The sequence below is a fragment of the Microbacterium gallinarum genome, from assembly GCF_014837165.1.
Taxonomy (GTDB): Bacteria; Actinomycetota; Actinomycetes; order Actinomycetales; family Microbacteriaceae; genus Microbacterium; species Microbacterium gallinarum.
The window spans coordinates 138,312-162,008 of record NZ_JACSPM010000003.1; the positions used below are offsets into that span (position 1 = coordinate 138,312).

At 70.0% G+C, this 23,697-nt stretch carries 24 protein-coding genes; 17 read left to right on the forward strand and 7 right to left on the reverse strand.

Annotation, left to right across the window (positions count from 1 at the left end; translation table 11 throughout):
• Positions 1-3: 3 nt before the first annotated feature.
• Together H9622_RS10175 and H9622_RS10180 are read right to left on the reverse strand one after the other, a co-directional pair.
• A complete protein-coding gene (locus tag H9622_RS10175; RefSeq protein WP_191766286.1) occupies positions 4-171 on the reverse strand; it encodes a methionine/alanine import family NSS transporter small subunit in 168 nt (55 codons plus the stop codon).
• Positions 171-1,778: a sodium-dependent transporter gene (locus tag H9622_RS10180; RefSeq protein WP_191766287.1), complete on the reverse strand. Its 1,608-nt coding sequence runs from the start codon at positions 1,776-1,778 to the stop codon at positions 171-173. Before H9622_RS10180 ends, H9622_RS10175 begins: the two co-directional genes overlap by 1 nt.
• Before the next feature lie 128 nt (positions 1,779-1,906).
• On the opposite strand from H9622_RS10180, the gene H9622_RS10185 reads away from it, so the two are divergent.
• Entirely contained in the window at positions 1,907-3,001 is a 1,095-nt protein-coding gene (locus tag H9622_RS10185; RefSeq protein ID WP_191766288.1) for an NAD(P)-binding domain-containing protein, read from the forward strand.
• Positions 3,002-3,065: 64 nt separating this feature from the next.
• Here the strand turns inward: H9622_RS10185 and H9622_RS10190 are convergent, their stop codons facing one another.
• Positions 3,066-4,091, reverse strand: a complete 1,026-nt coding sequence (locus H9622_RS10190; protein WP_191766289.1) for a serine hydrolase domain-containing protein — start codon at positions 4,089-4,091, stop codon at positions 3,066-3,068.
• A gap of 99 nt (positions 4,092-4,190) precedes the next feature.
• On the opposite strand from H9622_RS10190, the gene H9622_RS10195 reads away from it, so the two are divergent.
• Positions 4,191-5,651, forward strand: a complete 1,461-nt coding sequence (locus H9622_RS10195) for an APC family permease (RefSeq protein ID WP_191766290.1) — start codon at positions 4,191-4,193, stop codon at positions 5,649-5,651.
• 62 nt (positions 5,652-5,713) lie between these two features.
• Positions 5,714-6,358, forward strand: a complete 645-nt coding sequence (locus H9622_RS10200) for an SDR family oxidoreductase (RefSeq protein WP_191766291.1) — start codon at positions 5,714-5,716, stop codon at positions 6,356-6,358.
• Between the two features lie 4 nt (positions 6,359-6,362).
• Here the strand turns inward: H9622_RS10200 and H9622_RS10205 are convergent, their stop codons facing one another.
• Positions 6,363-6,656 (reverse strand): DUF503 domain-containing protein, encoded by a 294-nt coding sequence (locus H9622_RS10205; protein WP_191766292.1) that lies wholly within the window; start codon positions 6,654-6,656, stop codon positions 6,363-6,365.
• Between the two features lie 129 nt (positions 6,657-6,785).
• A complete protein-coding gene (locus tag H9622_RS10210) occupies positions 6,786-6,995 on the reverse strand; it encodes a DUF1653 domain-containing protein (RefSeq protein ID WP_191766293.1) in 210 nt (69 codons plus the stop codon).
• Between the two features lie 53 nt (positions 6,996-7,048).
• Here H9622_RS10210 and H9622_RS10215 point away from each other — a divergent pair, with 53 nt between their 5' ends.
• From H9622_RS10215 to H9622_RS10255, 9 genes are all read left to right on the forward strand, one after another.
• A complete protein-coding gene (locus tag H9622_RS10215) occupies positions 7,049-8,098 on the forward strand; it encodes a zinc-dependent alcohol dehydrogenase family protein (protein ID WP_191766294.1) in 1,050 nt (349 codons plus the stop codon).
• A gap of 125 nt (positions 8,099-8,223) precedes the next feature.
• Positions 8,224-8,964 carry a glucose 1-dehydrogenase gene (locus tag H9622_RS10220; RefSeq protein ID WP_191766295.1) on the forward strand — a complete coding sequence of 247 codons (741 nt, stop codon included), beginning with the start codon at positions 8,224-8,226 and terminating at the stop codon, positions 8,962-8,964.
• Positions 8,965-9,018: 54 nt separating this feature from the next.
• Positions 9,019-9,603 (forward strand): TetR/AcrR family transcriptional regulator, encoded by a 585-nt coding sequence (locus H9622_RS10225; RefSeq protein WP_191766296.1) that lies wholly within the window; start codon positions 9,019-9,021, stop codon positions 9,601-9,603.
• 132 nt (positions 9,604-9,735) lie between these two features.
• Entirely contained in the window at positions 9,736-9,903 is a 168-nt protein-coding gene (locus H9622_RS10230) for a hypothetical protein (protein ID WP_191766297.1), read from the forward strand.
• Positions 9,900-10,658: a PH domain-containing protein gene (locus H9622_RS10235; protein ID WP_191766298.1), complete on the forward strand. Its 759-nt coding sequence runs from the start codon at positions 9,900-9,902 to the stop codon at positions 10,656-10,658. Before H9622_RS10230 ends, H9622_RS10235 begins: the two co-directional genes overlap by 4 nt.
• A gap of 252 nt (positions 10,659-10,910) precedes the next feature.
• Positions 10,911-12,359, forward strand: coding sequence for a 30S ribosomal protein S1 (gene rpsA, locus H9622_RS10240; RefSeq protein WP_191766299.1), 1,449 nt, complete (start codon positions 10,911-10,913; stop codon positions 12,357-12,359).
• Between the two features lie 124 nt (positions 12,360-12,483).
• Positions 12,484-13,017, forward strand: coding sequence for a GIY-YIG nuclease family protein (locus H9622_RS10245; RefSeq protein WP_191766597.1), 534 nt, complete (start codon positions 12,484-12,486; stop codon positions 13,015-13,017).
• Positions 13,018-13,119: 102 nt separating this feature from the next.
• Positions 13,120-14,811 carry a sensor histidine kinase gene (locus H9622_RS10250; protein WP_191766300.1) on the forward strand — a complete coding sequence of 564 codons (1,692 nt, stop codon included), beginning with the start codon at positions 13,120-13,122 and terminating at the stop codon, positions 14,809-14,811.
• Positions 14,808-15,974 (forward strand): hypothetical protein, encoded by a 1,167-nt coding sequence (locus H9622_RS10255; protein ID WP_191766301.1) that lies wholly within the window; start codon positions 14,808-14,810, stop codon positions 15,972-15,974. Before H9622_RS10250 ends, H9622_RS10255 begins: the two co-directional genes overlap by 4 nt.
• Before the next feature lie 60 nt (positions 15,975-16,034).
• Here H9622_RS10255 and H9622_RS10260 read toward each other — a convergent pair whose 3' ends face one another.
• The gene (locus H9622_RS10260) at positions 16,035-16,880 is read right to left on the reverse strand and encodes a response regulator transcription factor (RefSeq protein WP_191766302.1); all 846 of its coding nucleotides are present in this window, start codon (positions 16,878-16,880) and stop codon (positions 16,035-16,037) included.
• Positions 16,881-17,186: 306 nt separating this feature from the next.
• Here H9622_RS10260 and coaE point away from each other — a divergent pair, with 306 nt between their 5' ends.
• From coaE to uvrB, 3 genes are read left to right on the forward strand one after another with little or no spacing between them, the layout of a single operon-like run.
• On the forward strand, positions 17,187-17,819 hold the full coding sequence (coaE, locus tag H9622_RS10265; protein WP_191766303.1) for a dephospho-CoA kinase: 633 nt from the start codon (positions 17,187-17,189) through the stop codon (positions 17,817-17,819).
• Between the two features lie 55 nt (positions 17,820-17,874).
• On the forward strand, positions 17,875-18,480 hold the full coding sequence (locus tag H9622_RS10270) for a hypothetical protein (protein ID WP_191766304.1): 606 nt from the start codon (positions 17,875-17,877) through the stop codon (positions 18,478-18,480).
• A gap of 60 nt (positions 18,481-18,540) precedes the next feature.
• The gene (gene uvrB / locus H9622_RS10275; protein WP_191766305.1) at positions 18,541-20,622 is read left to right on the forward strand and encodes an excinuclease ABC subunit UvrB; all 2,082 of its coding nucleotides are present in this window, start codon (positions 18,541-18,543) and stop codon (positions 20,620-20,622) included.
• 33 nt (positions 20,623-20,655) lie between these two features.
• On the opposite strand, the gene H9622_RS10280 is transcribed toward uvrB, so the two are convergent.
• A complete protein-coding gene (locus tag H9622_RS10280; RefSeq protein WP_191766306.1) occupies positions 20,656-20,907 on the reverse strand; it encodes a hypothetical protein in 252 nt (83 codons plus the stop codon).
• 41 nt (positions 20,908-20,948) lie between these two features.
• Between H9622_RS10280 and H9622_RS10285 the strand changes: the two genes are divergently transcribed.
• Entirely contained in the window at positions 20,949-21,413 is a 465-nt protein-coding gene (locus tag H9622_RS10285) for a MarR family winged helix-turn-helix transcriptional regulator (protein WP_318247084.1), read from the forward strand.
• Positions 21,414-21,546: 133 nt separating this feature from the next.
• Positions 21,547-23,547 (forward strand): bifunctional metallophosphatase/5'-nucleotidase, encoded by a 2,001-nt coding sequence (locus tag H9622_RS10290; protein WP_191766307.1) that lies wholly within the window; start codon positions 21,547-21,549, stop codon positions 23,545-23,547.
• The last annotated feature ends 150 nt before the right edge of the window (positions 23,548-23,697 follow it).

A 23,697-nucleotide genomic window follows, 5' to 3' on the forward strand; every position in this document is an offset into this window, starting at 1 on the left:
GCGTCAGGTGTCGTGCTCGATGGGCGCGACATCCTCGCGGTGATCGTCCACCGCGCCCGGCGGATACTCCGCGGGCTCGGGCCGAGACCGCAGATACAGCGCGCTGGCGACGAGCCCACCCCACACGAGGATGACCGACAGGATCAGGAACGTGATGGCGACTCCTGTCATCACGACACCTCCTTCGCGGATGCCTCCGCCGCGGTCCGCGGCGGCGGCGAGTACGGCGGCCAGGCGGTGAACTCGTCCGGCGACGACCGCCAGGGGATGAGTGCCAGCACGATCGCGGCGATGACGATGAACGCGATGGTGCCCCACCCGACGACCAGCAGGTACCAGGGCGGCATCCCTCCGTATCCTTCGATCACGAGCGTGACGATCCGCTGGATCAGCATGTAGCCGAGCACGATCGGTGCAAGGACACCCACGAGCAGCACCCAGATGCGGCCGACCTTGAACGTCGAGACGGCGTTGAGGTGGAAGCGCAGCTCGGGTCCGCGGCGGAGCACCCAGATCACGACGATCGTCATGAGCACCGCGGAGGCGACGATGCCCACGTTGTTCGCCCACTGGTCGGCGACGTCGAGGGCGAGAAGCCCGGTCGTCGTCGAGAAGAGCAGGATCGACAGCACGGCCGAGACCGCTCCGACGCTCACCGCCGCGGTGCGTCGGGTGATGCCGAACTTCTCCTGGACCGCCGCCGACACGACCTGGATGACGGAGATCAGAGACGTGAAGCCGGCCATGACCAGAGAGCCGAAGAAGAGGACTCCGAAGATGGGGCCGCCGGGCATCTGGGACACGATGGCGGGGAAGGTGATGAAGCTCAGCCCGACGCCCGTGAGTCCTTCGAGCTCCGACACCGCGACGCCCTGCTCGAACGCGAAGAACCCGAGGGTCGCGAAGACTCCGATGCCCGCGAGGATCTCGAACGACGAGTTCGCGAAGGCGACGACGAGACCGGGGCCCGTGAGGTTCGACCGCCGGCGCCGGTACGACGCGTAGGTGATCATGATGCCGAAGGCGATCGACAGCGAGAAGAAGATCTGGCTGTAGGCCGCGATCCACACGTTGGGGTTCGCCAGCGCTTCCCAGTTCGGCGTGAACAGGGCGTTCAGACCTTCGACGGCGCCGTCGAGGAAGAGGGCCCGCACGACCAGGATGAGGAAGGCGATCACGAGCAGGGGGAGGAAGATCACGTTCACCCGCTGCAAACCCTTGGCGACGCCCGCCCACAGCACGACGATGGTGGCGATCCACACGAGGGTCAGCGGAATGAGCACCCCGGGGACGAATTCGAGGCTGAAGCCGGGCTCGCCGACCTGCAGGTATTCGCCCGTGAGGAATCCGGCCGGGTCGTCGCCCCACCGCAGGTCGAAGGAGAAGATGAAGTAGCTCAGCGCCCATGCGATGACGGCGGTGTAGTACAGCCCGATCACGAAAGCGATCGACACCTGGAACCAGCCGAGCGACTCGACGGCGCGCTTGCCCCTGCCGGCGAGGCGACGGAATGACGTGGGCGCGGCGCCGCGGGAGCGGTGGCCGATCGCATAGTCGAGGAAGAGGATCGGGATGCCGGCCGTGATCAGCGCCACGAGGTAGGGGATGAGGAACGCGCCGCCGCCGTTCTCGTAGGCCACGCCGGGGAACCGCCAGATGTTGCCCAGCCCCACGGCGGAGCCGATCGCCGCCAGGATGAAGCCGACCTGGCCGGTCCACTCCTCGCGCGGCCGCCCCGCCGCGGCGCGGGCGCCTGCATCGTCTCGGACATTCGTCACGTCATCGTCTCCTTCGTCGATGGCATCTCCGCTTCCGGACGCTACCAGTGGGGTACGAACGCGGAAAGGGCGACGCGCGCAGGGGTGGACGGGGAATCCGACGGCGCCGCCCGCTGTTGGTGCGGAGCATGGAGCCCGCAGCCGTCGACGTCGCCGTGATCGGGGCCGGCCAGGCGGGGCTCTCGGCCGCCTACCACCTGCGTCGTCGCGGGTTCGAGACCGCCGGGCGGGCACGGCCCGGCGACGAGGCCTTCGTGGTGCTCGACGCCGATGCGCAGGCGGGCGGTGCGTGGCAGCATCGCTGGGCATCACTGCGCATGGCGACGGTGAACGGCATCCACGAGCTGCCCGGCTTCCCCGTTCCGCCGGCGGATCCCGCGGCCTCGAGCCGCGACATCCTTCCCGCGTACTTCGCCGAATACGAGCAGCGGTTCGCCCTCGACGTGCAGCGGCCTGTTGCGGTGCGCGCGGTGCGGCGGCAGGACGACGACCCTGACGGTCGCCTGCTCGTCGAGACCGATCATGGTGCCTGGAGTGCGCGCTACGTGATCAACGCCACCGGCACGTGGTCGCGCCCGTTCTGGCCGCACTACCCGGGGAGGGCGCGCTTCCGCGGCCGTCAGCTGCACGTGGCGGACTACGTGTCGCGCGACGAGTTCGCCGGCAAGAAGGTCGTGATCGTGGGGGCGGGCGTGTCGGCCGTGCAGCTGCTCGACGAGATCTCCCACGTCGCCGAGACGTTCTGGGTCACGCGCCGCGAGCCCGAGTGGGTCGAGGAGGACTTCGACATCCCCGCCCGGGTGGCCGCGATCGCCGGGGTGGAGGATCGCGTGCGACGCGGTCTGCCGCCGGGGAGCGTCATCTCGGTCACGGGCATGCACTGGACGCCGTGGGCGCGGGCCGCCGATGCGCGCGGCGTGCTGGTGCGGCATCCGATGTTCACGTCGATCGAGGAGGACGGCGTCAGAATGCCCGACGGCACGTTCGTCGCCGCCGACGTCATCCTGTGGGCGACGGGCTTCCGCGCGGCGATCGACCACCTCGCGCCGTTGCGCCTGCGCACGGCCGAGGGCGGCATCCGCGTCGCTGACGGGCGCTCCATCGACGAGCCGCGGCTGTTCCTCATCGGGTACGGGCCGTCCCAGTCCACGGTCGGCGCCAACCGCGCCGGGCGCGAGGCCGTGCGCGCGATCGTGGGGGAGCGCGCAGCCGCAGCGGCGTAGCCGTGGAGCGCGCAGCCGCAGCGGCGTAGTGGGGGAGCGCGCAGCCGCAGCGGCGTAGCCGGGTTCAGCCCGCGAGCGCGTCGGAGTACGCCGTGATGACGCCCCAGGCGCCCTCGGAGGTGTTGGCCACGATGGTCACCGTGGTGCGTGTCCCGGGATCGAAGCGCGAGCGGATCGACACGCCTGCGTCGTACCCTTCGAGCACGATTCCCGGCCCGTCGAGGTCGAGCCAGAAGCCGAGGCCGTAGCGCAGCCCTTCGGACGCATCGGTGTGACGCGGCCGCCAGAGTTCGGCGACCGAGGACTCGGGCAGCACCGCGCCGTCGGCGAGCGCGCGCCAGAACCGGCTGAGGTCGGGGGCCGTGGTGAAGGCGCCGCCGTCGCCGTTCCCGCGCACCGGCAGATGCAGCACGTTGGAGCGCAGCGAGTCGGGTTCCTCGTACACGTACCCGATCGCGGCGTCGCCGGGCAGCTCGTCGAGCCGGAGGTAGCCGCTGCGCTCCATGCCGGCGGGGACGAGCACGCGCTCGCCGACGAGCTCGTGGAACCCCAGCCCCGACACCCGCTCCGCGATGATCGCGAGCACGATGTAGCCGCCGTTGTTGTACGCGAAGCGCTCGCCGGGGGCGGACTTCTGCGCGTGGCCGTCCACCGCGCGCACGAACGCCTCGGTCTGCGCGAGCTCGTGCACGGGGACCGTGAGCACGTAGTCGTCGACCTCCCAGTCGGCCTCCTCGTCGAGGTAGTCGCCGATTCCCGAGGTGTGCGAGAGGAGGTGCTCGATGGTGACGCCGTCGTCGATCGTGGGCAGATCGCGACCCAGGATGCTGCGCACCGGCGTGTCGAGCTGCAGGGCGCCGTCCTCGACCAGCGCCATCGCGGCGAGCGCGGTGAACGCCTTGCTCGCGCTCGCCATGCCGAAGCGCGTGTCGACCGTGTTCGGCACGACATGCGCGCGGTCGGCGAGTCCGTACGCCTGCGCGAAGACAGGGGCGCCGTCGACATCGATCGACACCACGCCGTTCAGCGCGTCCGCGCGGGCGCGGTCGTCGAGAGCGGCGGCAAGGGCATCGAGGTCGGAATGCGGCATCCTGCCACGCTACGGCCTGGGTGCGCGGCGCACCAGGCGAGTAGCGTGGGGGACGGTTTCCGGACCGCCGCCCCATCCGCGCCACGGGAAGGTAGTCGCATGAGCGCCGCGCGCGAGCTGTTCCGACGCAAGCCGGTGACCGCCCCGGTCGCCTCTCCCGGCGGCCTGGCCCGCCGGATCGGCACCTTCCAGCTGGCGATGCTCGGGGTGGGCGCCACGATCGGAACCGGCGTGTTCTTCGTGATGCACGAGGCCGTGCCGCTCGCGGGACCCGCGGTCGTCCTGGCCTTCGTCGTCGCCGCGATCGCCGCGGGGCTGGCGGCGGTCTGCTACGCCGAGATGGCGTCCGCGGTGCCGGTCTCGGGTTCGACGTACTCGTACGCGTACGCCACCCTCGGCGAGATCGTGGCGATGGCGGTCGCAGCCTGCCTCACGCTCGAGTACGGGGTCTCCACGGCGGCCGTCGCGTCGGGGTGGAGCGGGTACCTCGACCGGCTGGTGGGCGACCTGTTCGGGTGGAGCATCCCGGCCGCGCTGACCGTCGGACCTCTCGAGGGCGGAGTCGTGAACCTGCCGGCGGTCGTGCTGGTCGGCCTGTGCGCCCTGCTGCTCATCCGGGGCACTCGCGAGTCGGCGACGGTCAACACGGTCATGGTGATCATCAAGATCGGGGTGCTGCTGATGTTCGCGGCGATCGCGATCAGCGCCTTCAACGCCGATCACTTCGCCGATTTCGCGCCGCACGGCGCGGCGGGCGTCACCGCCGCAGCCGGGACGATCTTCTTCACCTTCATCGGCCTCGACGCCGTGTCGACCGCCGGTGACGAGGTCCGCGATCCGCAGCGCTCGCTGCCGCGCGCCATCATGATCGCGCTCGCCGTCGTCGTCGCGGTCTACCTCTTCGTCGCGATCGCGGCGGTCGGAGCCCAGCCGGCGCAGGACTTCGAAGAGCCCGAGCAGCAGAGCGCAGGGCTCGCGGTGATCCTGGGCGACGTGCTGGGTGCGTCCTGGCCGGCGACCGTGCTCGCTGCGGGTGCCGTGGTGTCGATCTTCTCCGTTACCCTCGTCACGCTGTTCGGGCAGACCCGCATCCTGTACGCGATCGGCCGCGACGGCCTGCTCCCGTCCGCGTTCGCGCGGGTCGACCCCCGCACCCATACGCCGGTGTTCTCGACGGTCGTCGTCGCGATCGCGGTGTCGCTGCTGGCGGGGCTCATCCCGCTGTCGAGCCTGTGGGACCTGGTCTCGATGGGCACCCTGGTCGCGTTCATCGTCGTGTCACTGGGCGTGATCGTGCTGCGCCGGACGCGCCCCGACTTGCCCCGCGCGTTCCGTGTGCCGGGCTATCCCGTCACGCCGATCCTCGCGATCGCGGCGTGCCTGTACCTCATCGTCGGGCTGGGATGGTCGACCTACCTCTGGTTCGCCGTGTGGGTCCTCGCGGTGCTCGCGTTCTATCTGCTGTGGGGGCGTCGTCACAGCCTGCTGGGGCGGCAACCTGAGGGAGCGGATGCCGCAGACGGCGGCGCGACGGAGGGCCCGGCGCGCGGCGGCTCCTGATCGTTTCGCCCGGTGCGTGCTGTCGCGGCGTAGCGTGGGGGGATGCGATGAAAGGAGGGCCCATGGCCCGCGTCCTGATCTTCGGCGGCCACGGCAAGGTCGCGCTGCTGCTCGAGGCACTGCTGGCCGAGCGTGGTCACGCGGTCACCGCCGTGATCCGCAATCCCGCGCACGAGGCGGAGGTGGCCGCGACCGGGGCGGTGCCGCTCGTCGCCGACGTCGAGACGTCCGACCTCGCTCAGCTGACGAACCTCGTCGCCGGGAACGACATCGTGGTCTGGTCGGCCGGGGCGGGAGGCGGCGACCCGGACCGCACCTACGCCGTCGACCGCGATGCGGCCATCAGATCGATGGATGCGGCGACCGCCGCCGGCGTGCGCCGCTACATCATGGTGTCGTGGATCGGCTCGCGCGCCGACCACGGCGTCCCGCCCGACAACTCCTTCTTCCCGTACGCCGACGCCAAGTGGGCCGCTGATGCGCACCTGCAGGCCTCGGCGCTCGACTGGACGATCCTCGGACCGGGCACGCTGACGCTCGATCCGCCCACCGGACGCATCCAGATCGACCCCGCTGGGCGCGGTGAGGTGAGCAGAGCGGATGTCGCGGCGGTGGTCGCCGCCGTCGTCGACGACCCCGCGACCGCGGGCCGCAGCATCCGCTTCGGGAACGGCGATCAGCCGATCGCCGATGCTCTGGCGAGCTGAGCGGTCAGTCTTCGCTGGAGTGCAGGCCGCGGTGCGCCGAGAGCAGCGTGAACTCGGGGTGATCGGCGACCATGCGCTCGGCACGGTCGAGCACGTCGCGCACGTGGGACGAGCCTGACGCGACGACGGACACACCGATCACCGCGCGCCGGTGCAGGTCGTGCTCGCTGACCTCGGCGACGGCGGCCTCGGTGCGACGGCTGAGTTCTGCGATCAACGGACGCAGGACGCTGCGCTTCTGCTTGAGCGAGTGCACGTCGCCGAGCAGCAGGTCGAACTCGATCCAGCCGATCCACATGGATCCATGGTGGCCCACGACCGCCGAGCTGCCGAACCAGGGGATCCGCGCCGAGGCGGAGTGCGACGTCCCCGGTCTCGGGGAGGATCCCCTGTGTCGCCGACGCGCGGGAGGGGGAGGCGCAGGAGTTCAGACGGTGCGGGTGAACCGCGGGCCGCGGTAGCCGTCGCGCACGACCTGCTCCTCCCACATCGACACGGGGCGCACCCAGAGTCCGCGCTCGCCGTAGAGCGCGCGATAGACGACGTGCTCCTCCTCGGTCTCGCTGTGCCGGGCGACCCCGATCACCTCGTACTCGGCGCCCGTGAAGTGGCGGTAGGTCCCCGGCTCGATCGGCATGCCCTCAGCGTAGAGCGGCCTCCGCGGTGGGCGACCGGTCGTAGGCTCGTCGCATGCGTGCCACCGTCATCCATGCTGCCCGTGACATCCGCGTCGAGGAGGTCCCCGATCCCGTGCTCTCCACCGGAGCCGACGCCATCGTCCGGGTCGTCGCCGCATGCGTGTGCGGGTCCGACCTCTGGCCGTACCGAGGCGTGACGCCCACCGATGAGCCCCAGCGCATCGGACACGAGTTCGTCGGCATCGTCGAGGCCGTCGGTGTCGATGTCCACACGGTCAGGCCCGGCGACTTCGTGATCGCGCCGTTCTACGTGTGCGACGGCACGTGCGCCAACTGCCTCAACGGGGTGAGCACGTCGTGCCTCACCGGCGGCTGGTGGGGGAGCGACGACCGCTTCGGCGGCTTCGCCGACGGGGGTCAGGGCGAGTACGTGCGGGTTCCGCTCGCGGACGGCACGCTCGCCGTCGTGCCGGGTCCGGTGGCCGATGACGAGGTCGCCGGTCTGCTCACGCTCAGCGATGTCATGGGCACCGGGCACCACGCGGCCGTCTCGGCGGGCGTCGGTGCCGGCGACTCGGTCGCCGTCGTCGGCGACGGCGCGGTGGGCCTGTGCGCGATCATCGCCGCGAAGCGCCTCGGCGCCACCACGATCATCGCGATGTCGCGGCACCCCGAGCGCCAGGCGCTCGCACGCGAGTTCGGCGCGACCCACGTCGTCGAGGAGCGCGGCGACGACGGCGTCGCCGCCGTGCGCGAACTCACCGGCGGCATCGGCGCCGACCGCGTGCTCGAGTGCGTCGGCACGAAGGAGTCCATGGACCAGGCGCTGCGCTCGACGCGACCCGGCGGCATGGTCGGCTACGTCGGCGTGCCGAACGGCGGACCCGAGCTGCCGATCCGCCAGATGTTCGGGCGCAACGTCGGCGTCAACGGCGGGGTCGCCCCGGTGCGCGGCTACATCGAGGAGCTGCTGCCCGACGTGCGGTCCGGCGTGATCCAGCCCGGCCGGGTGTTCGACCTGGTGCTTCCCCTGGCCGAGGCGGCCGAGGCCTATGCGGCGATGGATGAGCGTCGCGCGGTCAAGGTGATGCTGCGCCCCTGACGGACGACTTCTCCGATCCGGCCCCACCTCTATTCGACAGTTGTAGAATAGTGGTAGGCGTCGACGACACCTGCCGGCGCCACCGGGTCACGAGCCCGGGTCTCGATACAGAGGAGGGTGCCGACATGGCACGCGTTGCAGGAAAGGTCGCTCTGATCAGCGGAGGAGCCCGGGGCATGGGGGCATCGCACGCCCGTCTGCTCGTCGATGAGGGGGCGAAGGTCGTCATCGGCGACCTGCTCGACGACGAGGGCGAGGCGCTGGCCGCCGAGCTCGGCGACGCGGTGCGCTACGTCCACCTCGACGTCACGCGCTACGAGGACTGGCAGAACGCCGTCGAGGTCGCGCTGAAGGAGTTCGGCCGACTGGACGTGCTCGTCAACAACGCCGGCATCGCCAACTTCGGCCCCATCGAGGAGTACACCCTCGACCAGTGGGACACGATCATCGCCATCAACCTCACCGGAGTCTTCTACGGCATCAAGGCCGCGATCGAGCCGCTGAAGAAGAGCGGCAAGGGCTCGATCATCAACATCTCGTCCACCGCGGGCATCCAGGGCTACGAGGCGCTGCCCGGCTACAACGCCGCGAAGTTCGGCGTCCGCGGACTGACGAAGAACGCCGCCCTCGACCTCGGGCGCTACAACATCCGCGTCAACTCGGTCCACCCCGGCGTGATCCGCACGCCGATGACCGACAGCCTCGACACCCCGCAGAACCACGTGGCCCTGCACCGGGTCGGCGAACCCATCGAGCTGTCGCAGCTCGTGCTCTTCCTGGCGAGCGACGAGTCGAGCTTCTCGACCGGCGCGGAGTTCATCGCCGACGGCGGCGAGACCGCAGGACTGGCCCACTACGAGTCATGATGAGAAGAGCGGATGCCTCGGGCCGAGGCATCCGCTCTCTTCGATCGGAGAGTCATGGGTGAGGACCCCCGGCAGGCGAGGACGCGCGAGTCGCTCGGCGCCGCGCTCGTCCGGCTGCTGGAGTTCGTGCCGCTCGAAGAGGTGAGCGTCGCGCGGCTCTGCCGCGAGGCTGGCGTGCACCGCACGACCTTCTACGGGCACGCCGACAGCGTGGACGCGTTCGCGGTCGCCTGGTTCACTCGCGACCTCGACCAGCTCAGCGCGGTCGACGCCACGTCGGAGTCGTCGCACGGCATCGCGGGGGAGTACCTCGATGCCCTGCGCGCTCTGCTCGCCCACGTCGCCGCCGAGCGCCCCGTCTTCCGCGCGATGTTCGCGTCGTCCTCGCGCGGCGCGTTCCGTGCGGCGCTCGAGGAGCGGCTGCGCTCCCGCGCCGCGACGGCGCTCACCGCGCTCGACGAGCACGGGGCGACCGGCGTTCCCCAGGGCGCGCGCGCCCGTGAGGAGGCGGCGGCGTTCATCGCGGGCGCCCTCGTGGGGGTCGTCGAGGTGTGGGCGCGTGACGGCGACGACGACGTGCGCGCGGCGAGCGCGCGGATCCTCGCGCTCATGCCGCCGTGGTGGCCGCTGCACGGCTGACCCGGCCGGGCGTGCCCGACCGCGTCCGCGACGCGCCCGGCCGGCTCCTGCGGGAACGGCCGTCGGTGGGGTACAACTGGGGAGTTCGCGCTCCGGGGGGATCGCTTTCCATCGACCGAAGGGACCCCCGCCGTGAAGCTCGTCAAGCGCATCGTCATCGGGCTCGTCATCGCGTTCGCCGTCTTCTACCTCGTCACGAGGCCGCAGGATGCCGCGAATGCCGTCCAGGGGGCGTTCGGTGCCGTCTGGGGCGCGGGCGTCGCCGTCACCGACTTCTTCGTGGCGCTCGCGAACGGATGAGCCTCTTCGATCCTCGGATCGACACGCACCTCATCGCCGACCAGGGCGAAGTGGTGATCGACGAGGTGCACAAGCACTGGGCGGCGATCGTCGGCGCGACCCTCGAGCTCTTCGCCGGCAGCGTCCTGCTGCTGCTCGTCTTCTTCGTGCCGCCGCCGGCGTGGTGGGTGCCGGTCCTCATCGGCGGGGCCGTCATGCTGCACGCTGCATGGCGCATCCTGGAGCGCCGCGCCGACGTCTTCGTCATCACCAACATGCGCGTGTTCCGCGTGCACGGCATCCTGTCGCAGAGCATCGCGACCATGCCCCTCGCGCGCATCCTGGACATCTCGGTGCACAAGCCGATCATCGGGCGGATGCTCGGCTACGGCCACTTCGTCTTCGAGTCGGCGGCGCAGGAGCAGGGGCTGCGCGAGATCCGATACGTCGGCGACCCCGACGGGCGCGGCAGCACCATCCAGCGGGTGATCCAGCAGGCGGGTCTGCGCGGCTACGCGGGGCAGCGTTCGTTCGCGCAGGACATGACCGCGCCGGTGCCGCCCGCGATGCCGCCTGCCGTCCCGGCGCCGCCGCCGCGTCCGGCGATCGACGCCGGCACCGCGGCCGCCGTGGGCTGGGACTGGCTCGCGGTGGCCCAGCGCCGCGAGCAGGAGCGTCTCGCGCAGCTGCGCGGCGACCCCGTGCCGGAGCCGGAGCAGCAGCCGCCGTTCGACCCCGATCGCACCAGCACGGCGCCCATCGATCTGCCGCGATGAGCGGCCGCGGCCGGCCCGATGCGCCGGCCGCGGGAACATCGCAGACGGCGTCCGCGTTCTGATACCCTGGACTGTCACTCGTGTGGCTCTATCGCCACGCCCCGGTGTCGGCTCGCGCCGGCTCCGAAGTGACATCGCACCAACACAATCCGCTTCGCCTCGGCACGAGGCATCCGCTCGCCATCACGCGATCGGGAGCCGCGATTCGAGCCCGGGCCCGACACCCCCAACCCAACAAGGACAACCCACTACATGACTATCGCAACGACCGCCCCGGCCACCAAGCAGGTCGCCATCAACGACATCGGATCTGCTGAGGACTTCCTGGCCGCGGTCGAACTGACCATCAAGTCCTTCAACGACGGAGACCTCATCGAAGGCACCGTCGTGAAGGTCGACCGCGACGAGGTCCTCCTCGACGTCGGCTTCAAGACCGAGGGCGTCATCCCCTCGCGCGAACTCTCGATCAAGCACGACGTCGACCCCAACGAGGTCGTCAAGGTCGGCGACGCGGTCGAGGCCCTGGTTCTCCAGAAGGAGGACAAGGAAGGCCGCCTCATCCTGTCGAAGAAGCGCGCGCAGTACGAGCGTGCGTGGGGCGACGTCGAGAAGATCAAGGAGAACGACGGTGTCGTCACCGGCTCCGTGATCGAGGTCGTCAAGGGTGGCCTCATCGTCGACATCGGCCTCCGCGGCTTCCTCCCGGCTTCGCTCATCGAGCTGCGTCGCGTCCGCGACCTCACGCCGTACCTCGGTCAGGAGATCGAGGCGAAGATCCTCGAGCTCGACAAGAACCGCAACAACGTCGTCCTCTCGCGCCGCGCTCTCCTCGAGCAGACGCAGTCCGAGTCGCGCACCACGTTCCTGAACAACCTGCACAAGGGTCAGGTCCGCAAGGGCGTCGTCTCGTCGATCGTCAACTTCGGTGCGTTCGTCGACCTGGGCGGCGTGGACGGCCTCGTGCACGTCTCCGAGCTCTCGTGGAAGCACATCGAGCACGCCTCCGAGGTCGTCGAGGTCGGCCAGGAAGTCACCGTCGAGATCCTCGAGGTCGACCTGGACCGCGAGCGCGTGTCGCTCTCGCTCAAGGCGACCCAGGAGGACCCGTGGCAGGTCTTCGCCCGCACCCACGCCATCGGCCAGGTCGCACCGGGCAAGGTCACCAAGCTCGTTCCGTTCGGTGCGTTCGTCCGCGTCGCCGACGGCATCGAGGGCCTCGTGCACATCTCGGAGCTGTCGGGCAAGCACGTGGAGCTCGCCGAGCAGGTCGTGTCGGTCGGCGAAGAGGTCTTCGTCAAGATCATCGACATCGACCTCGAGCGTCGCCGCATCTCGCTCTCGCTGAAGCAGGCGAACGAGTCGGTCGATCCCAACGGCACCGAGTTCGACCCCGCCCTCTACGGCATGCTCACCGAGTACGACGAGAACGGCGAGTACAAGTACCCCGAGGGCTTCGACTCCGTCAACGGCGTCTGGCTCGACGGCTTCGACGCTCAGCGCGAGAAGTGGGAGCAGGAGTACGCCGCTGCCCAGGGTCGCTGGGAGGCGCACAAGGCCGCCGTCGCGAAGGCTCTCGAGGCCGAGGCCAACGCCCCCGCCGACACCGGCTCGTCGAGCTTCTCCTCGGAGAGCGCCTCGGGCGGCACGCTCGCCGACGACGAGGCTCTCGCCGCACTGCGCGAGAAGCTGTCGGGTCGCTGATCTGATCAGCAGCTGAACCGTCTGGTTCGAAAGGGCCGGGACCTTCGGGTTCCGGCCCTTTCGCTGTGTCCGGGGAGATGTCGGCGCCGGTCCGTACACTCGCCGTGTGCCCCGCAGCTGTCTGATGAAGAGCGGATGCCGCGGCCAGGTGCCGCCCGGCAGTCCGATCGCACTGTGCGAATGGCATCTGGCGGTGGCGACCGAGTGGGGGCAGAGCGGCCACGGAGTCACGGATGTGCTGCCGTCGCCGTGCGCGCTCTGCGGATCGCGTCTCGGGGTGCGCTACCCGTCGGGCTGGCTGTGCGCGGTGTGCGAGTGGCGGTACGGCGAGCTCGTCGACCACGAGCTGCCTCCGCCGCGGGTCGACGTCGTCTACTACATCCGCTACGACGACCGCATCAAGATCGGCACGTCGGCGAGCCCGCGGCAGCGACTGGCGGCCATCTGGCACGACGAGCTGCTCGCGTTCGAGCGCGGCGACCGCACCGTCGAACGCCGACGCCACGAGCAGTTCGCGGTCGATCGCTATCCCCGCACCGAGTGGTTCCACCGGTCGTCCGCCCTCGAGGCGCACATCGCCGAGCTCGCCGCCGGCGTCGACGACCCGTGGCTGCTGCACGCGCGCTGGCTGAGCGAAGCGGCGGCACGCGTGGGCTGAGACGGGGCGGCGAGCCTCGATGGCGGAGATTGCGGGCGTCGGTTCGCGCCTGCGTCGCGAGCCCCGCTCACGCCGGGGCGCGGCATCCGTTAGTTTCGCCATATGGACGCCGCGACAGGTGACGGAGCTCCTCGCGCGTCGCATCCCTCGGCGGCCCACGTCGGGCGGGCGCGGGCGACATGGTTGCGCGCGGACTTCGCCGACCGCACGACGGACCGCGCGGCGACGCTGAACCAGCTGCTGCTGTCGTCGGTGGTGTTCGTGCTCGCCGTGCTCGTCGCCTTCACACCGCCGGACGTCGATCTCGCGCTGTTCTTCCTGGGCGTCGTGGTCGTGTTCGTGGTGACCGGCGCGACACTCGTCGTGCCGTGGAACCGCCTGAGGTTCGGGTGGGTCGCCGTCGTCCCCGCCATCGACATCGTCGCGATCACCTTCATGGTGCTCGCCGCACCCGACACCGCGATGGGGTTGCTCTGGATCTTCCCGACGATGTGGCTGGCGGCTGGTTTCGGCATGCTCGGGCTGTTCGCCGTCATCGTGGCGGTGGCCGCGATCATCGGCGTGCTGACGGCGCTCACGACCCGCGAGCTCACCTTCACCTCGCTGCTGCTGCCGCTCGTGCTGGTCGCCGTCGCCGCCACCAGCCACCTGACCGCCCGGCGATCCGACGCCCAGCGCACCCTCTTGGCGAAGCAGTCGCAGCTGCTGCGCCGCGTGCTGGAGCAGTCGCGTCGGCAGGAGCAGGTCGTCACCGAAGTGCTCGACGCCGTCGACTTCGGCGTGATCCGCATCGACTCCGATGGCAGGATCGCTGTGACCAACGAAGCGAACTCGCGTCTGCAGCAGGCGATCCAGGGCGACGAGCGGGCCGAGACGCCTGTGTTCCGTGACGACGGTGAGACGCGGCTTCCCGCCGACGAGCTGCCCGTCGAGCGCGCGCTGCGGGGCGAGGCGTTCGACGGCCAGGTGGTGTGGTTCGGCGAGGAGCCCGGGCCGCGCCAGGCGCTGAGCATCAGCGCGCGACGCCTGATCGACCCGAGCGGGGAAGACACCGGCGCGGTCGTCATCTCGCGCGACGTCACGTCCGAGCTGGAGGCGCTGCGGGCGCGCGACGAACTGGTCGCCTCGGTGTCGCACGAGCTGCGCACGCCCCTCACCTCGATCCTCGGGTACCTCGACCTCGCGATCGAAGAGCCCGGTCTGCCCGACCATGTGCGATCCAACCTCGACATCGCCGAGCGCAACGCCGAGCGCCTGCTGCGCATCGTGGCCGACATCCTGGCTGCGTCGAGCTCGTCGCCGGCGTCGGTCGAGGCATCTCTCTCCGCGCAGCTGCTGGACGTGCGCGACACCGTCCGCGCCGCCGGCGAGGCCCTGACACCGCGAGCGGCGGGGCGCGCCATCACGATCGACACCTCGGGGCTCGAGCCGGCCCGGGCGTGGGCCGACCCGATGCGCCTGCGCCAGGTCGTGGACAACCTGATCTCGAACGCGATCGCCTACAACAAGGACGGCGGGACGGTGTTCCTCGGCACGACCACCGACGGGACGTCGACCTGGATCCTCGTGCGCGACACCGGGGTCGGCATCACCGAAGCCGACCGCGCACGGCTCTTCCAGCGGTTCTACAAGGCGGGCGCCGAGCGTCGCAGCGGGACGGGGCTGGGTCTGGCCATCACCCGCGACATCGTGCGCGCCCACGGCGGCGAGCTCGGCCTGCACAGCTCGCCCGGCGTCGGCTCGACGTTCATCGTGAAGCTTCCCGCCACGGCTCCGGAAGGAACCCCGCAATGACCCTGCAACTGGTCACCGTCGTGATCATGACGGCGCTCGTCGTCAACGTGAGCGGCATCCTGTTCATCGTCGAGACGCTGCTGCGCCGAGACGAGGGCGCCGGCCGCATCTGGGCGCTCGGCTTCCTCGCGGCCATGCTCACCACCCTCGCGTACACGGTGTGGGCGCAGAGCGTCGGCGGGTGGTGGGCGATCGCCGTCGGCAACGCCGCCTTCGTCGCCGGCACCGGATGCATGTGGCTCGGATGCCGCCGCTTCAACGGGCGGCGGATGACCTGGTCGTCCTGGCTCGTCGCCGTAGGGGTCGTCGGGGCGGGCGCGACGGTGGTGATCCAGGGGCCGGAAGGCGGCGACTGGGCAGGGGCCGTGTGGATGTTCGTGGCGCTGCTGCTCTTCGCCGGCGCGGGAGCGACCGAGTGCGTGCGCGGCGCGCTGCTGGAGTCGCGCACCGCATGGGTGCTGGCGATCGTGCTCGGCATCGAGTCGCTCTACTACGTCTCGCGCACCACGGCGTTCCTCGCCGCCGGTCCCGAGAGCACGCTCTTCGAGAGCGCGTTCGGCACCATCCCGACGAGCTTCCTCACCATCGTGCTCACGATCGTCGCGGTGGTCGTGACATCGGTGCTCCGCGCGACCCGTGCACCGATGCGCGGCTTCCTGCGCCCGGGCACGCTCGTCTCGGCGCAGGGCGGCATCCTGTCACGCGATCTGTTCGACGCCGCGCTGGTCGGCCTGTGCGAGCGGGCCGCCGCACGCTCGGAGCTCGTTGGCGTGATCGCGGTGCGGGTCGACGACCTCGACCAGATCTCGACGGCGTTCGGCAGCGAGGTCGCGCTGGCCGTCACCCAGACCTGGCGCACCGGCGTGCGCCGCCATGCGCCCTCCAATGCGCTCGTCGGCGAAGACGGTGCGACGGGCCTCGTGGTCGGCGTGCTCGTCGACACCGATCTCGACGCGCGTCGTCAGGCCGGCGCGATCTATCGCGGACTGTTCGACGACCTCGGCAAGGTCGGCGGGGGAGTGATCCCGGTCGTCGGCGTCGGCGTCGCGCTGAGCGACGTCACCGGTCACGACGCGCTGGCGCTCCTCCGTGTCGCACGCGAGGCGGCGAGCCGGGCGGCCGCCAGCGTGGAGTCGTCGGTCCTCGTCGGAGAGGCCGACTAGCGGCATCCGCTCCGGGTCACGAGGCCAGGGTCGTGGACCCCGCGTGACGAAGAGGCAGGCTCACGACGCGGTCAGTCGGTACCCGACGCCGCGCACGGTCTCGATCCAGCGCGGGTTCGTGGGCGACTCGCCGAGCTTGCGCCGCAGGTTGGCCACGTGCACCTCGATCGCCCGGGCGTCGCTGTCGCTGACGAACTCGACGCCGGTGAACTGCTCGCCGCGCAGCATGAGCGCGAGGTCGGACTTTCCGCGCACCCGCCGCCCGGCGGCGAGGAGGTCGGCCAGGATGTCGAACTCGCTGCGCGTGAGCTCGAGGTCGTCGCCGTCGACCATGACGATGCGCATGTCGGGGTTGAGCCGGAGTCCCTGGTGCTCGAGCCAGGCTCGGGAGTTGTCGGATGCCTCCACCGCCGGCGCGGCGGCGGCGACATGATGCCTCGGCCGACGCAGCATCGCGTCGATGCGGGCTCGCAGCTCGCGAGGGCGGAACGGCTTGGCGACGTAGTCGTCGGCACCGGCCTCGAGACCCTGGAGAGCGTCGATCTCCTCGGTGCGGGCGCTGAGCATCACGATGTACGTCGTGCTGATGGAGCGGATGCGCTTCGCGGTCTCGAAGCCGTCCATCCCCGGCATGTTCACGTCGAGAGTGGTCACGAGGGGCTGGTGCTCGACGACGAGGTCGAGTCCATCCTGGCCGTTGCCGGCCCCGTGCACCTCGAAACCGGCCTGTGCGAGCACCGCGGACAAGAGCGAGCGGATGTCTTCCTCGTCCTCGATGACGACGGCCACGCGCTGATCTTCCACCGATTCATCCTCCGGTGTCAGCGAGACGAGCGCCGTCTCGCGGACGTCGGTCAGGATATCCCAGAACGCGTGCTGGAACAGGCGCGGCGCGTCGGCGCTCATGATCTGCACCGTGTACTCCGCCGTGCGGCGCGGATGGGGGTGGCGATCGCCCCCACGATCGCCACCCCACCGCACCGAGTCCCGGCCCCGTCACCCCGCCTCATCTCGGAGACGGACAGGTGGGTGGCTGGGCATCGAGCCTGCGTCGCAATGCTGCGTCGGTAGGCCACGTCCCAACCTCCCCAGAGACCCCCACGAAGCCGGTCTTCTTTCGGGTTGCCCTGACGCTACTCGCGTGCGCTCAAGCCACCCTCAGTGCGACCTCAAGAGCGCCCAAGGTTCACGCGCACATGGCATCCTCGTTGCATGCCCCTCATTGCCCTCACCGGCGGGATCGCGTCGGGGAAGTCCACCATCGCGCGACGCCTCGCCGAACTCGGTGCCGTCGTCGTCGACGCCGATCAGATCGTCCGCGACGTCCAGCAGCCGGGCTCGCCGGTGCTCGCAGCGATCGCGGAGGAGTTCGGCGAGGGGGTGCTTCAGCCCGACGGCGCGCTGGATCGCGCGGCGCTCGCGGGCCGGGTGTTCGGCGACGGCGCGGCCGTGACGCGGTTGAACGCGATCGTGCACCCCGCGGTGCGGGCCGAGTCTGCGCACCGTTTCGCCGAGGCGCGCGAGGCCGATCCGTCGGCGGTCGTCGTCTACGACGTCCCGCTGCTCGTCGAGGCGAGGGTGGACGACCCGTGGGAGCTCATCGTGGTCGCCCACGCGCCGGCCGGCATCCGGCAGGACCGGCTGGTCGAGCTGCGCGGCATGAGCGAGGCCGACGCCGCCGCCCGCATCGCCTCGCAGGTGCCCGACGAGACGCGCCTGGCGATCGCCGACGCCGTGATCGACACCACCGGGTCGCTCGAGGACACCGTCCGCCAGGTGGACGAGCTGTGGGCGACGCTGCCCGAGCGCCTCGCCGCGCGCGCGGCTGCGCGGTCGCAGGACTAGGGCCGGCGCCGCCGGCGGCGTACCCTGACACCACACGCGGAGGTGGCTCATGGGCATGCTCTCGAGATTCCGGCGCAAGAGGCGGTACGCGGCGCTGAGCGACGAGGAGCGGATGGGCAGGTACGTGTACCTGCTCAACACGCTGCCGGCGTCCGTCATCGAGAAGGCGCACGCGGCCGCGTTCCGCGATCTTCCGGCCGACGAGCGGCGCGCGATGTTCGAGCAGCTCCGCCCCTTCCTGTCGGATGCGGAGCAGGATGCCGCGACCGACGACCCGACGGTGCTCGCGAGACTGTTCCGCCGAGCGGAGGAGCGCCGCGCCGAGCGCGCACAGAGCGCTGCGTCGGATGCGGAGCGCGACGGCCGCGACGACGTCGACCCGCGGGCGCTGCTGACGAGCAGCGGCGTCGCCGCTGTCGTCTCGCAGAACTTCCTGCTGTCCGCTGTCGTGGTGACCTACTTCTCGTCGGGGGCGGGGTCGCTGGCGATCGCATCGGAACCGTCGTGGGTCGGCGACACCTACGATCCGGGAGCGTCGTCGGCCTCGGACGGCGGGGGCTTCTCGGGCGACTACGGAGGCGGGGGATTCGACGGCGGGGGCTTCGGCGGAGGGTTCGACGGCGGGGGCTTCGGGGGAGGCGACGGCGGCGGAGGATTCTGAGTCGGTCCGCCGGGCGCGAACGCCGGCCCGGGTGTCGGAGGGTCCGCCTACGCTGGAACAGTGCAAGCCACACGTTCCGTGCGCCCATTCGAGGTCATCAGCGAGTATGAGCCGTCCGGCGACCAGCCGCAGGCGATCGCCGACCTCGCCGCCCGCATCAACGCCGGAGAGACCGACGTCGTGCTGCTCGGTGCGACCGGCACCGGCAAGTCGGCGACGACCGCCTGGCTGATCGAGCAGGTGCAGCGGCCCACGCTCGTGCTCGCGCACAACAAGACGCTGGCAGCGCAGCTGGCCAACGAGTTCCGCGAGCTCATGCCGAACAACGCGGTCGAGTACTTCGTCAGCTACTACGACTACTACCAGCCCGAGGCGTACGTCCCGCAGACGGACACCTTCATCGAGAAGGACTCCTCCATCAACGCCGAGGTCGAGCGCCTGCGGCACTCGACGACCAACTCGCTGCTCAGCCGCCGCGACGTGGTCGTGGTCAGCACCGTGTCGTGCATCTACGGACTCGGCTCGCCCGAGGAGTACCTGCGGGCGATGGTGGCCCTGCAGGTGGGCGAGCGCTACGACCGCGACGCGCTCATCCGCAAGTTCATCGCGATGCAGTACAACCGCAACGACGTGGACTTCTCGCGCGGCAACTTCCGTGTGCGCGGCGACACGATCGAGATCATCCCTGTCTACGAGGAGTTCGCCGTTCGCATCGAGCTGTTCGGCGATGAGATCGAGGCGATCTACATGCTGCACCCGCTCACGGGCGACGTCATCCAGCGGCTCGACGCGGTGCCGATCTTTCCGGCGACCCACTATGCGGCGGGCACCGAGACGGTGCAGCGGGCCATCGGAACGATCGAGCACGAGCTCGAGCACCGACTGAAGGAGCTCGAGTCGCAGAACAAGCTCCTCGAAGCCCAGCGCCTGCGCATGCGCACCACGTTCGACCTCGAGATGCTTCAGCAGCTCGGGTTCTGCTCGGGCATCGAGAACTACTCCCGGCACCTCGACGGGCGCCTGCCGGGCGAGCCGCCGCACACGCTGCTCGACTTCTTCCCCGACGACTTCCTCATGGTGATCGACGAGTCGCACGTGACGGTTCCGCAGATCGGGGCGATGTACGAGGGGGATGCCTCACGCAAGCGCACTCTCGTCGAGCATGGGTTCCGGCTTCCGAGCGCGCTCGACAACCGCCCGCTGCGGTTCGACGAGTTCAAGGAGCGCGTGGGCCAGACGGTGTACCTGTCGGCCACGCCCGGTCGCTACGAGATGGGGATCGCCGACGGCGTCGTCGAGCAGATCATCCGCCCGACCGGCCTCGTCGACCCGCACATCGTGGTGAAGCCGTCGAAGGGGCAGATCGACGACCTGCTCGAAGAGATCCGGCAGCGTGCATCGCGAGACGAGCGCGTCCTGGTCACGACGCTGACCAAGAAGATGGCCGAAGAGCTCACCGACTTCCTCGGTGAGCACGGTGTCCGCGTGCGCTACCTGCACTCCGACGTCGACACCCTGCGCCGGGTCGAGCTGCTCAGCGAGCTTCGAGCGGGAGTGTACGACGTGCTCGTGGGCATCAACCTGCTGCGTGAGGGACTCGATCTTCCCGAGGTGTCCCTGGTGTCGATCCTCGACGCCGACAAAGAGGGATTCCTGCGCAGCGGCACGTCGCTCATCCAGACGATCGGGCGTGCGGCGCGCAACGTCTCCGGCGAGGTGCACATGTACGCCGACACGGTGACCGACTCGATGCGCAACGCCATCGAAGAGACCGACCGCCGGCGCGACAAGCAGATCGCGTACAACACCGCGAACGGCATCGATCCGCAGCCGCTGCGCAAGCGGATCGCCGACATCACCGACGCGCTCGCGCGCGAGGCGTCCGACACCGATGCCATGCTGTCGCGCAAGACGTCGGCGAAGCTCAAGTCGGGCAAGGGCAAGGCCCCGACGCCTCAGCTGCGGCGCGAGGGCATCGCGGCCGAAGGAGCCGAGCAGCTCGAGGCGACCATCGCCGACCTCAGCAGTCAGATGCTGTCGGCGGCAGGCGAGCTCAAGTTCGAACTCGCGGCGCGGCTGCGCGACGAGGTGCAAGACCTGAAGAAGGAGCTGCGGGCGATGGAGCGCGCAGGGCACGCGTAGCCGGGGGTGGCCACCGCGGTCGCGTGACCGCGGTCAGGGGCAGTGCATGAGCGGCTTGGGTCCGCTGCGGTCGAAGGTGTGCTGGGTGATCGGCGCGCCGCACAGCGGGCACGCCCGCTCGGCGCGCTCGGCGGCGGACGGCGGGGGAGCGGTCTCGTACGGACCGACGGCAGCAGGACCCGCCAGCCGGATCAGCCTCGTGTTGAGGAAGGAGTACCAGCCGCCGGCCTCGCGCACTCGATCTCGCAGCGGACGTCGTTCGGCCGAGGCATCCGTATCACTCATATGATTAGTGTACTAACGATCTGACCCTGGAGGATCCGGCCGTGACCGAGACCGCATGGAGCGCCGACGAGCTGCTCAAGCTCGACAATCAGGTGTGCTTCGCTCTGGTGACGGCGGCGCGCAATGTGGTGGCGATCTACCGGCCGATCCTCGAGCCTCTCGGGCTCACCCATCCGCAGTACCTCGTGATGCTGACGCTATGGGAGCGGTCACCCCGGTCGCTGCGCGACCTCGCGGACGAACTCGCGCTCGAGCCGGCGACCCTCTCGCCGCTGGTGAAGCGTCTCGAGTCGCAGGGCCTGGTGTCGAAGTCGCGTCGCGACGGCGATGAGCGGGTGCTCGACGTCCGGCTGACGGCAGAGGGGATCGCGCTGCGCGAACGCGCGCTGGCGGTGCCCTCGAAGGTGATGGCGAGAGTGGGAACGGATGCCGCGTCCCTCCTGTCGCTGCGCGATGCCCTCGCGCCGTTCTCGGGCTCGCGGAAACACCACATCACAGATGCGTGAACTTCTTCTCATTCAGATGGTCGGATCGGTCGCTGGGAACTTAGGCTCGGGAACGGCGTCTCGACAGCGGTGAACCTGCGTGCCGCGATGCCGGAGACACTGTTGTTCCGATCCAGCACAGAGGAAACCATCCATGCGCATAAGGTCCCACCAAGACCGGTCTGTCCCGCGGCGCCGAGCTCTCGCCCTCGCGGCGACGGTCGCCACTCTCGCCCTCACCGCCACCGGGGTCGCATCCGCGTCCGCGGCACCGAAGGCCCCTGACACCCCCAAGGGCAAAGCGAACGGCACGTCCGTCGAGATCAACCTGGTCACGGTCAACGACTTCCACGGTCGCATCGAGCAGTCCGGCACCGCTGCCGGCATCGCGCGACTGGCGACGGCGGTGAAGCAGATCCGCGCCGAGAACCCGAACACGGTCTTCGCCGCCGCCGGCGACATGATCGGCGCCTCGACGTTCACCTCCTTCATCCAGGACGACGTCCCGACGATCGAGACGCTGAATGCCGCCGGGCTCGATGTGAGCGCGGTCGGCAATCACGAGTTCGACCAGGGCTTCGCGGACCTGACCGACCGGGTGATGCCGCTCGCCGATTGGGAGTACCTCGGCGCGAACGTGTACGACAAGGAGTCGGGTGACCCCGCCCTGCCCGAGTACTGGATCGCGAAGTTCCAGGGCGTCCGGGTGGGCTTCGTCGGCGCCGTCACCGACGAGCTGCCGTCGCTCGTGAGCCCGTCCGGCATCGAGGACATCACCGTCGGGAGCCCGGTCGACGCGGCGAACCGCGTCGCAGACCAGCTGAGCGATGGCCGCTCCAACAACGGCGAGGCCGACATCGTCGTCATGCTGGTCCACGAAGGCGCGGCGACGACCTCGATCGAGTCCGCGACCGATCCAGACTCTCGATTCGGTCACATCGTGCTCAACGCGAACGACAACATCGACGCGATCGTCTCCGGCCACACGCACCTTCCGTACAACCATGTGATCGACGGCCGGCCCGTGATCTCGAGCGGTCAGTACGGCGAGCGATTCTCCAACATGGAGATCACCTACGACCGCAAGTCGAAGTCGATCACGTCCATGGAGAACACGCTCTACACCATGGCCACCGAGGTCAACTCCTCGGGCGCGGTGACCGCGTGGCTGACCGAGCCCGACCCGGCGATCGTCCCCCTCGTGACGGAGGCGACCGCCGTCGCGAACGAGCTCGGAAGCGTCGAGATCGGTGACACGGCCGGCGCCCTCAACCGCGCACAGCGGCCCGGCGTCGTGAACGGCCAGCCCGCGCTCGTCGAGAACCGCGGCGGCGAGTCCACGCTCGGCAACTTCGTGGCCGACGTGCAGCTCTGGGCGCTCAACGAGGACGGCACCCGCAGCGTCGACATCACGTTCATGAATCCGGGAGGACTCCGCGCCGACATCAACGCCGGTGAGACGACCTATCGCGAGGCCGCGGACGTGCAGTCCTTCGCGAACACCCTCGTGACGCTGGACATGACGGGAGCGCAGATCAAGGCGGTTCTCGAAGAGCAGTGGCAGCCGGCCGGTGCCAGCCGTCCGTTCCTGAAGCTCGGGGTGAACGAGGCGCTCTCGTACACGTACGACCCGACCGCGCCGCAGGGCTCGCACATCGTCGACATCTTCCTCGCCGGAGAGCCGCTCGAGCCCGGCGAGATCTACTCGGTCGGGGCGAACTCGTTCCTCGCGTCGGGCGGCGACAACTTCGTCAGCTTCCGACTCGGCACCAACAAGGCCGACAGCGGCAAGGTCGACCTCGAGGCGATGGTCGACTACTTCACCGAGTTCGGCGGCGCAGCACCCGACTACGCTCAGCGCGCGGTCGGCGTGGACGTCGTGAGCGTCGTGGGCGACCAGGCGACGATCAACCTCTCGTCGCTCGACTTCAGCACGACGGAGCCGAAGGCGGGGTCGGTCACCGTCTCGTTCGACGGCGCGCCGCTGGCGACGGCCACGGTGGACCCGTCGTTCCCCGACCCGTCGACGTTCGACGAGATCGGGCGGGCGACGGTGACGTTCACGATTCCCGCGGGAGCCACCGGGGACTCGGAGTTCGTCATCACCACTCCGACCGGCACGGAAGCCCGGTTCACGCTCGGCGCCGCGCTCTGACGCCTGTGCGATAGCACGCCGGATGCCGCGGGGCACATGCCCCGCGGCATCCGTCGTCCTCCTTACCCGACGGCTCCGGTCGTCGTCTGGCAGGAAGCAGGGAACCGGGGCTCTCCGAGTCCGATGTCGGAGGCCCCGCCTAAACTTGTC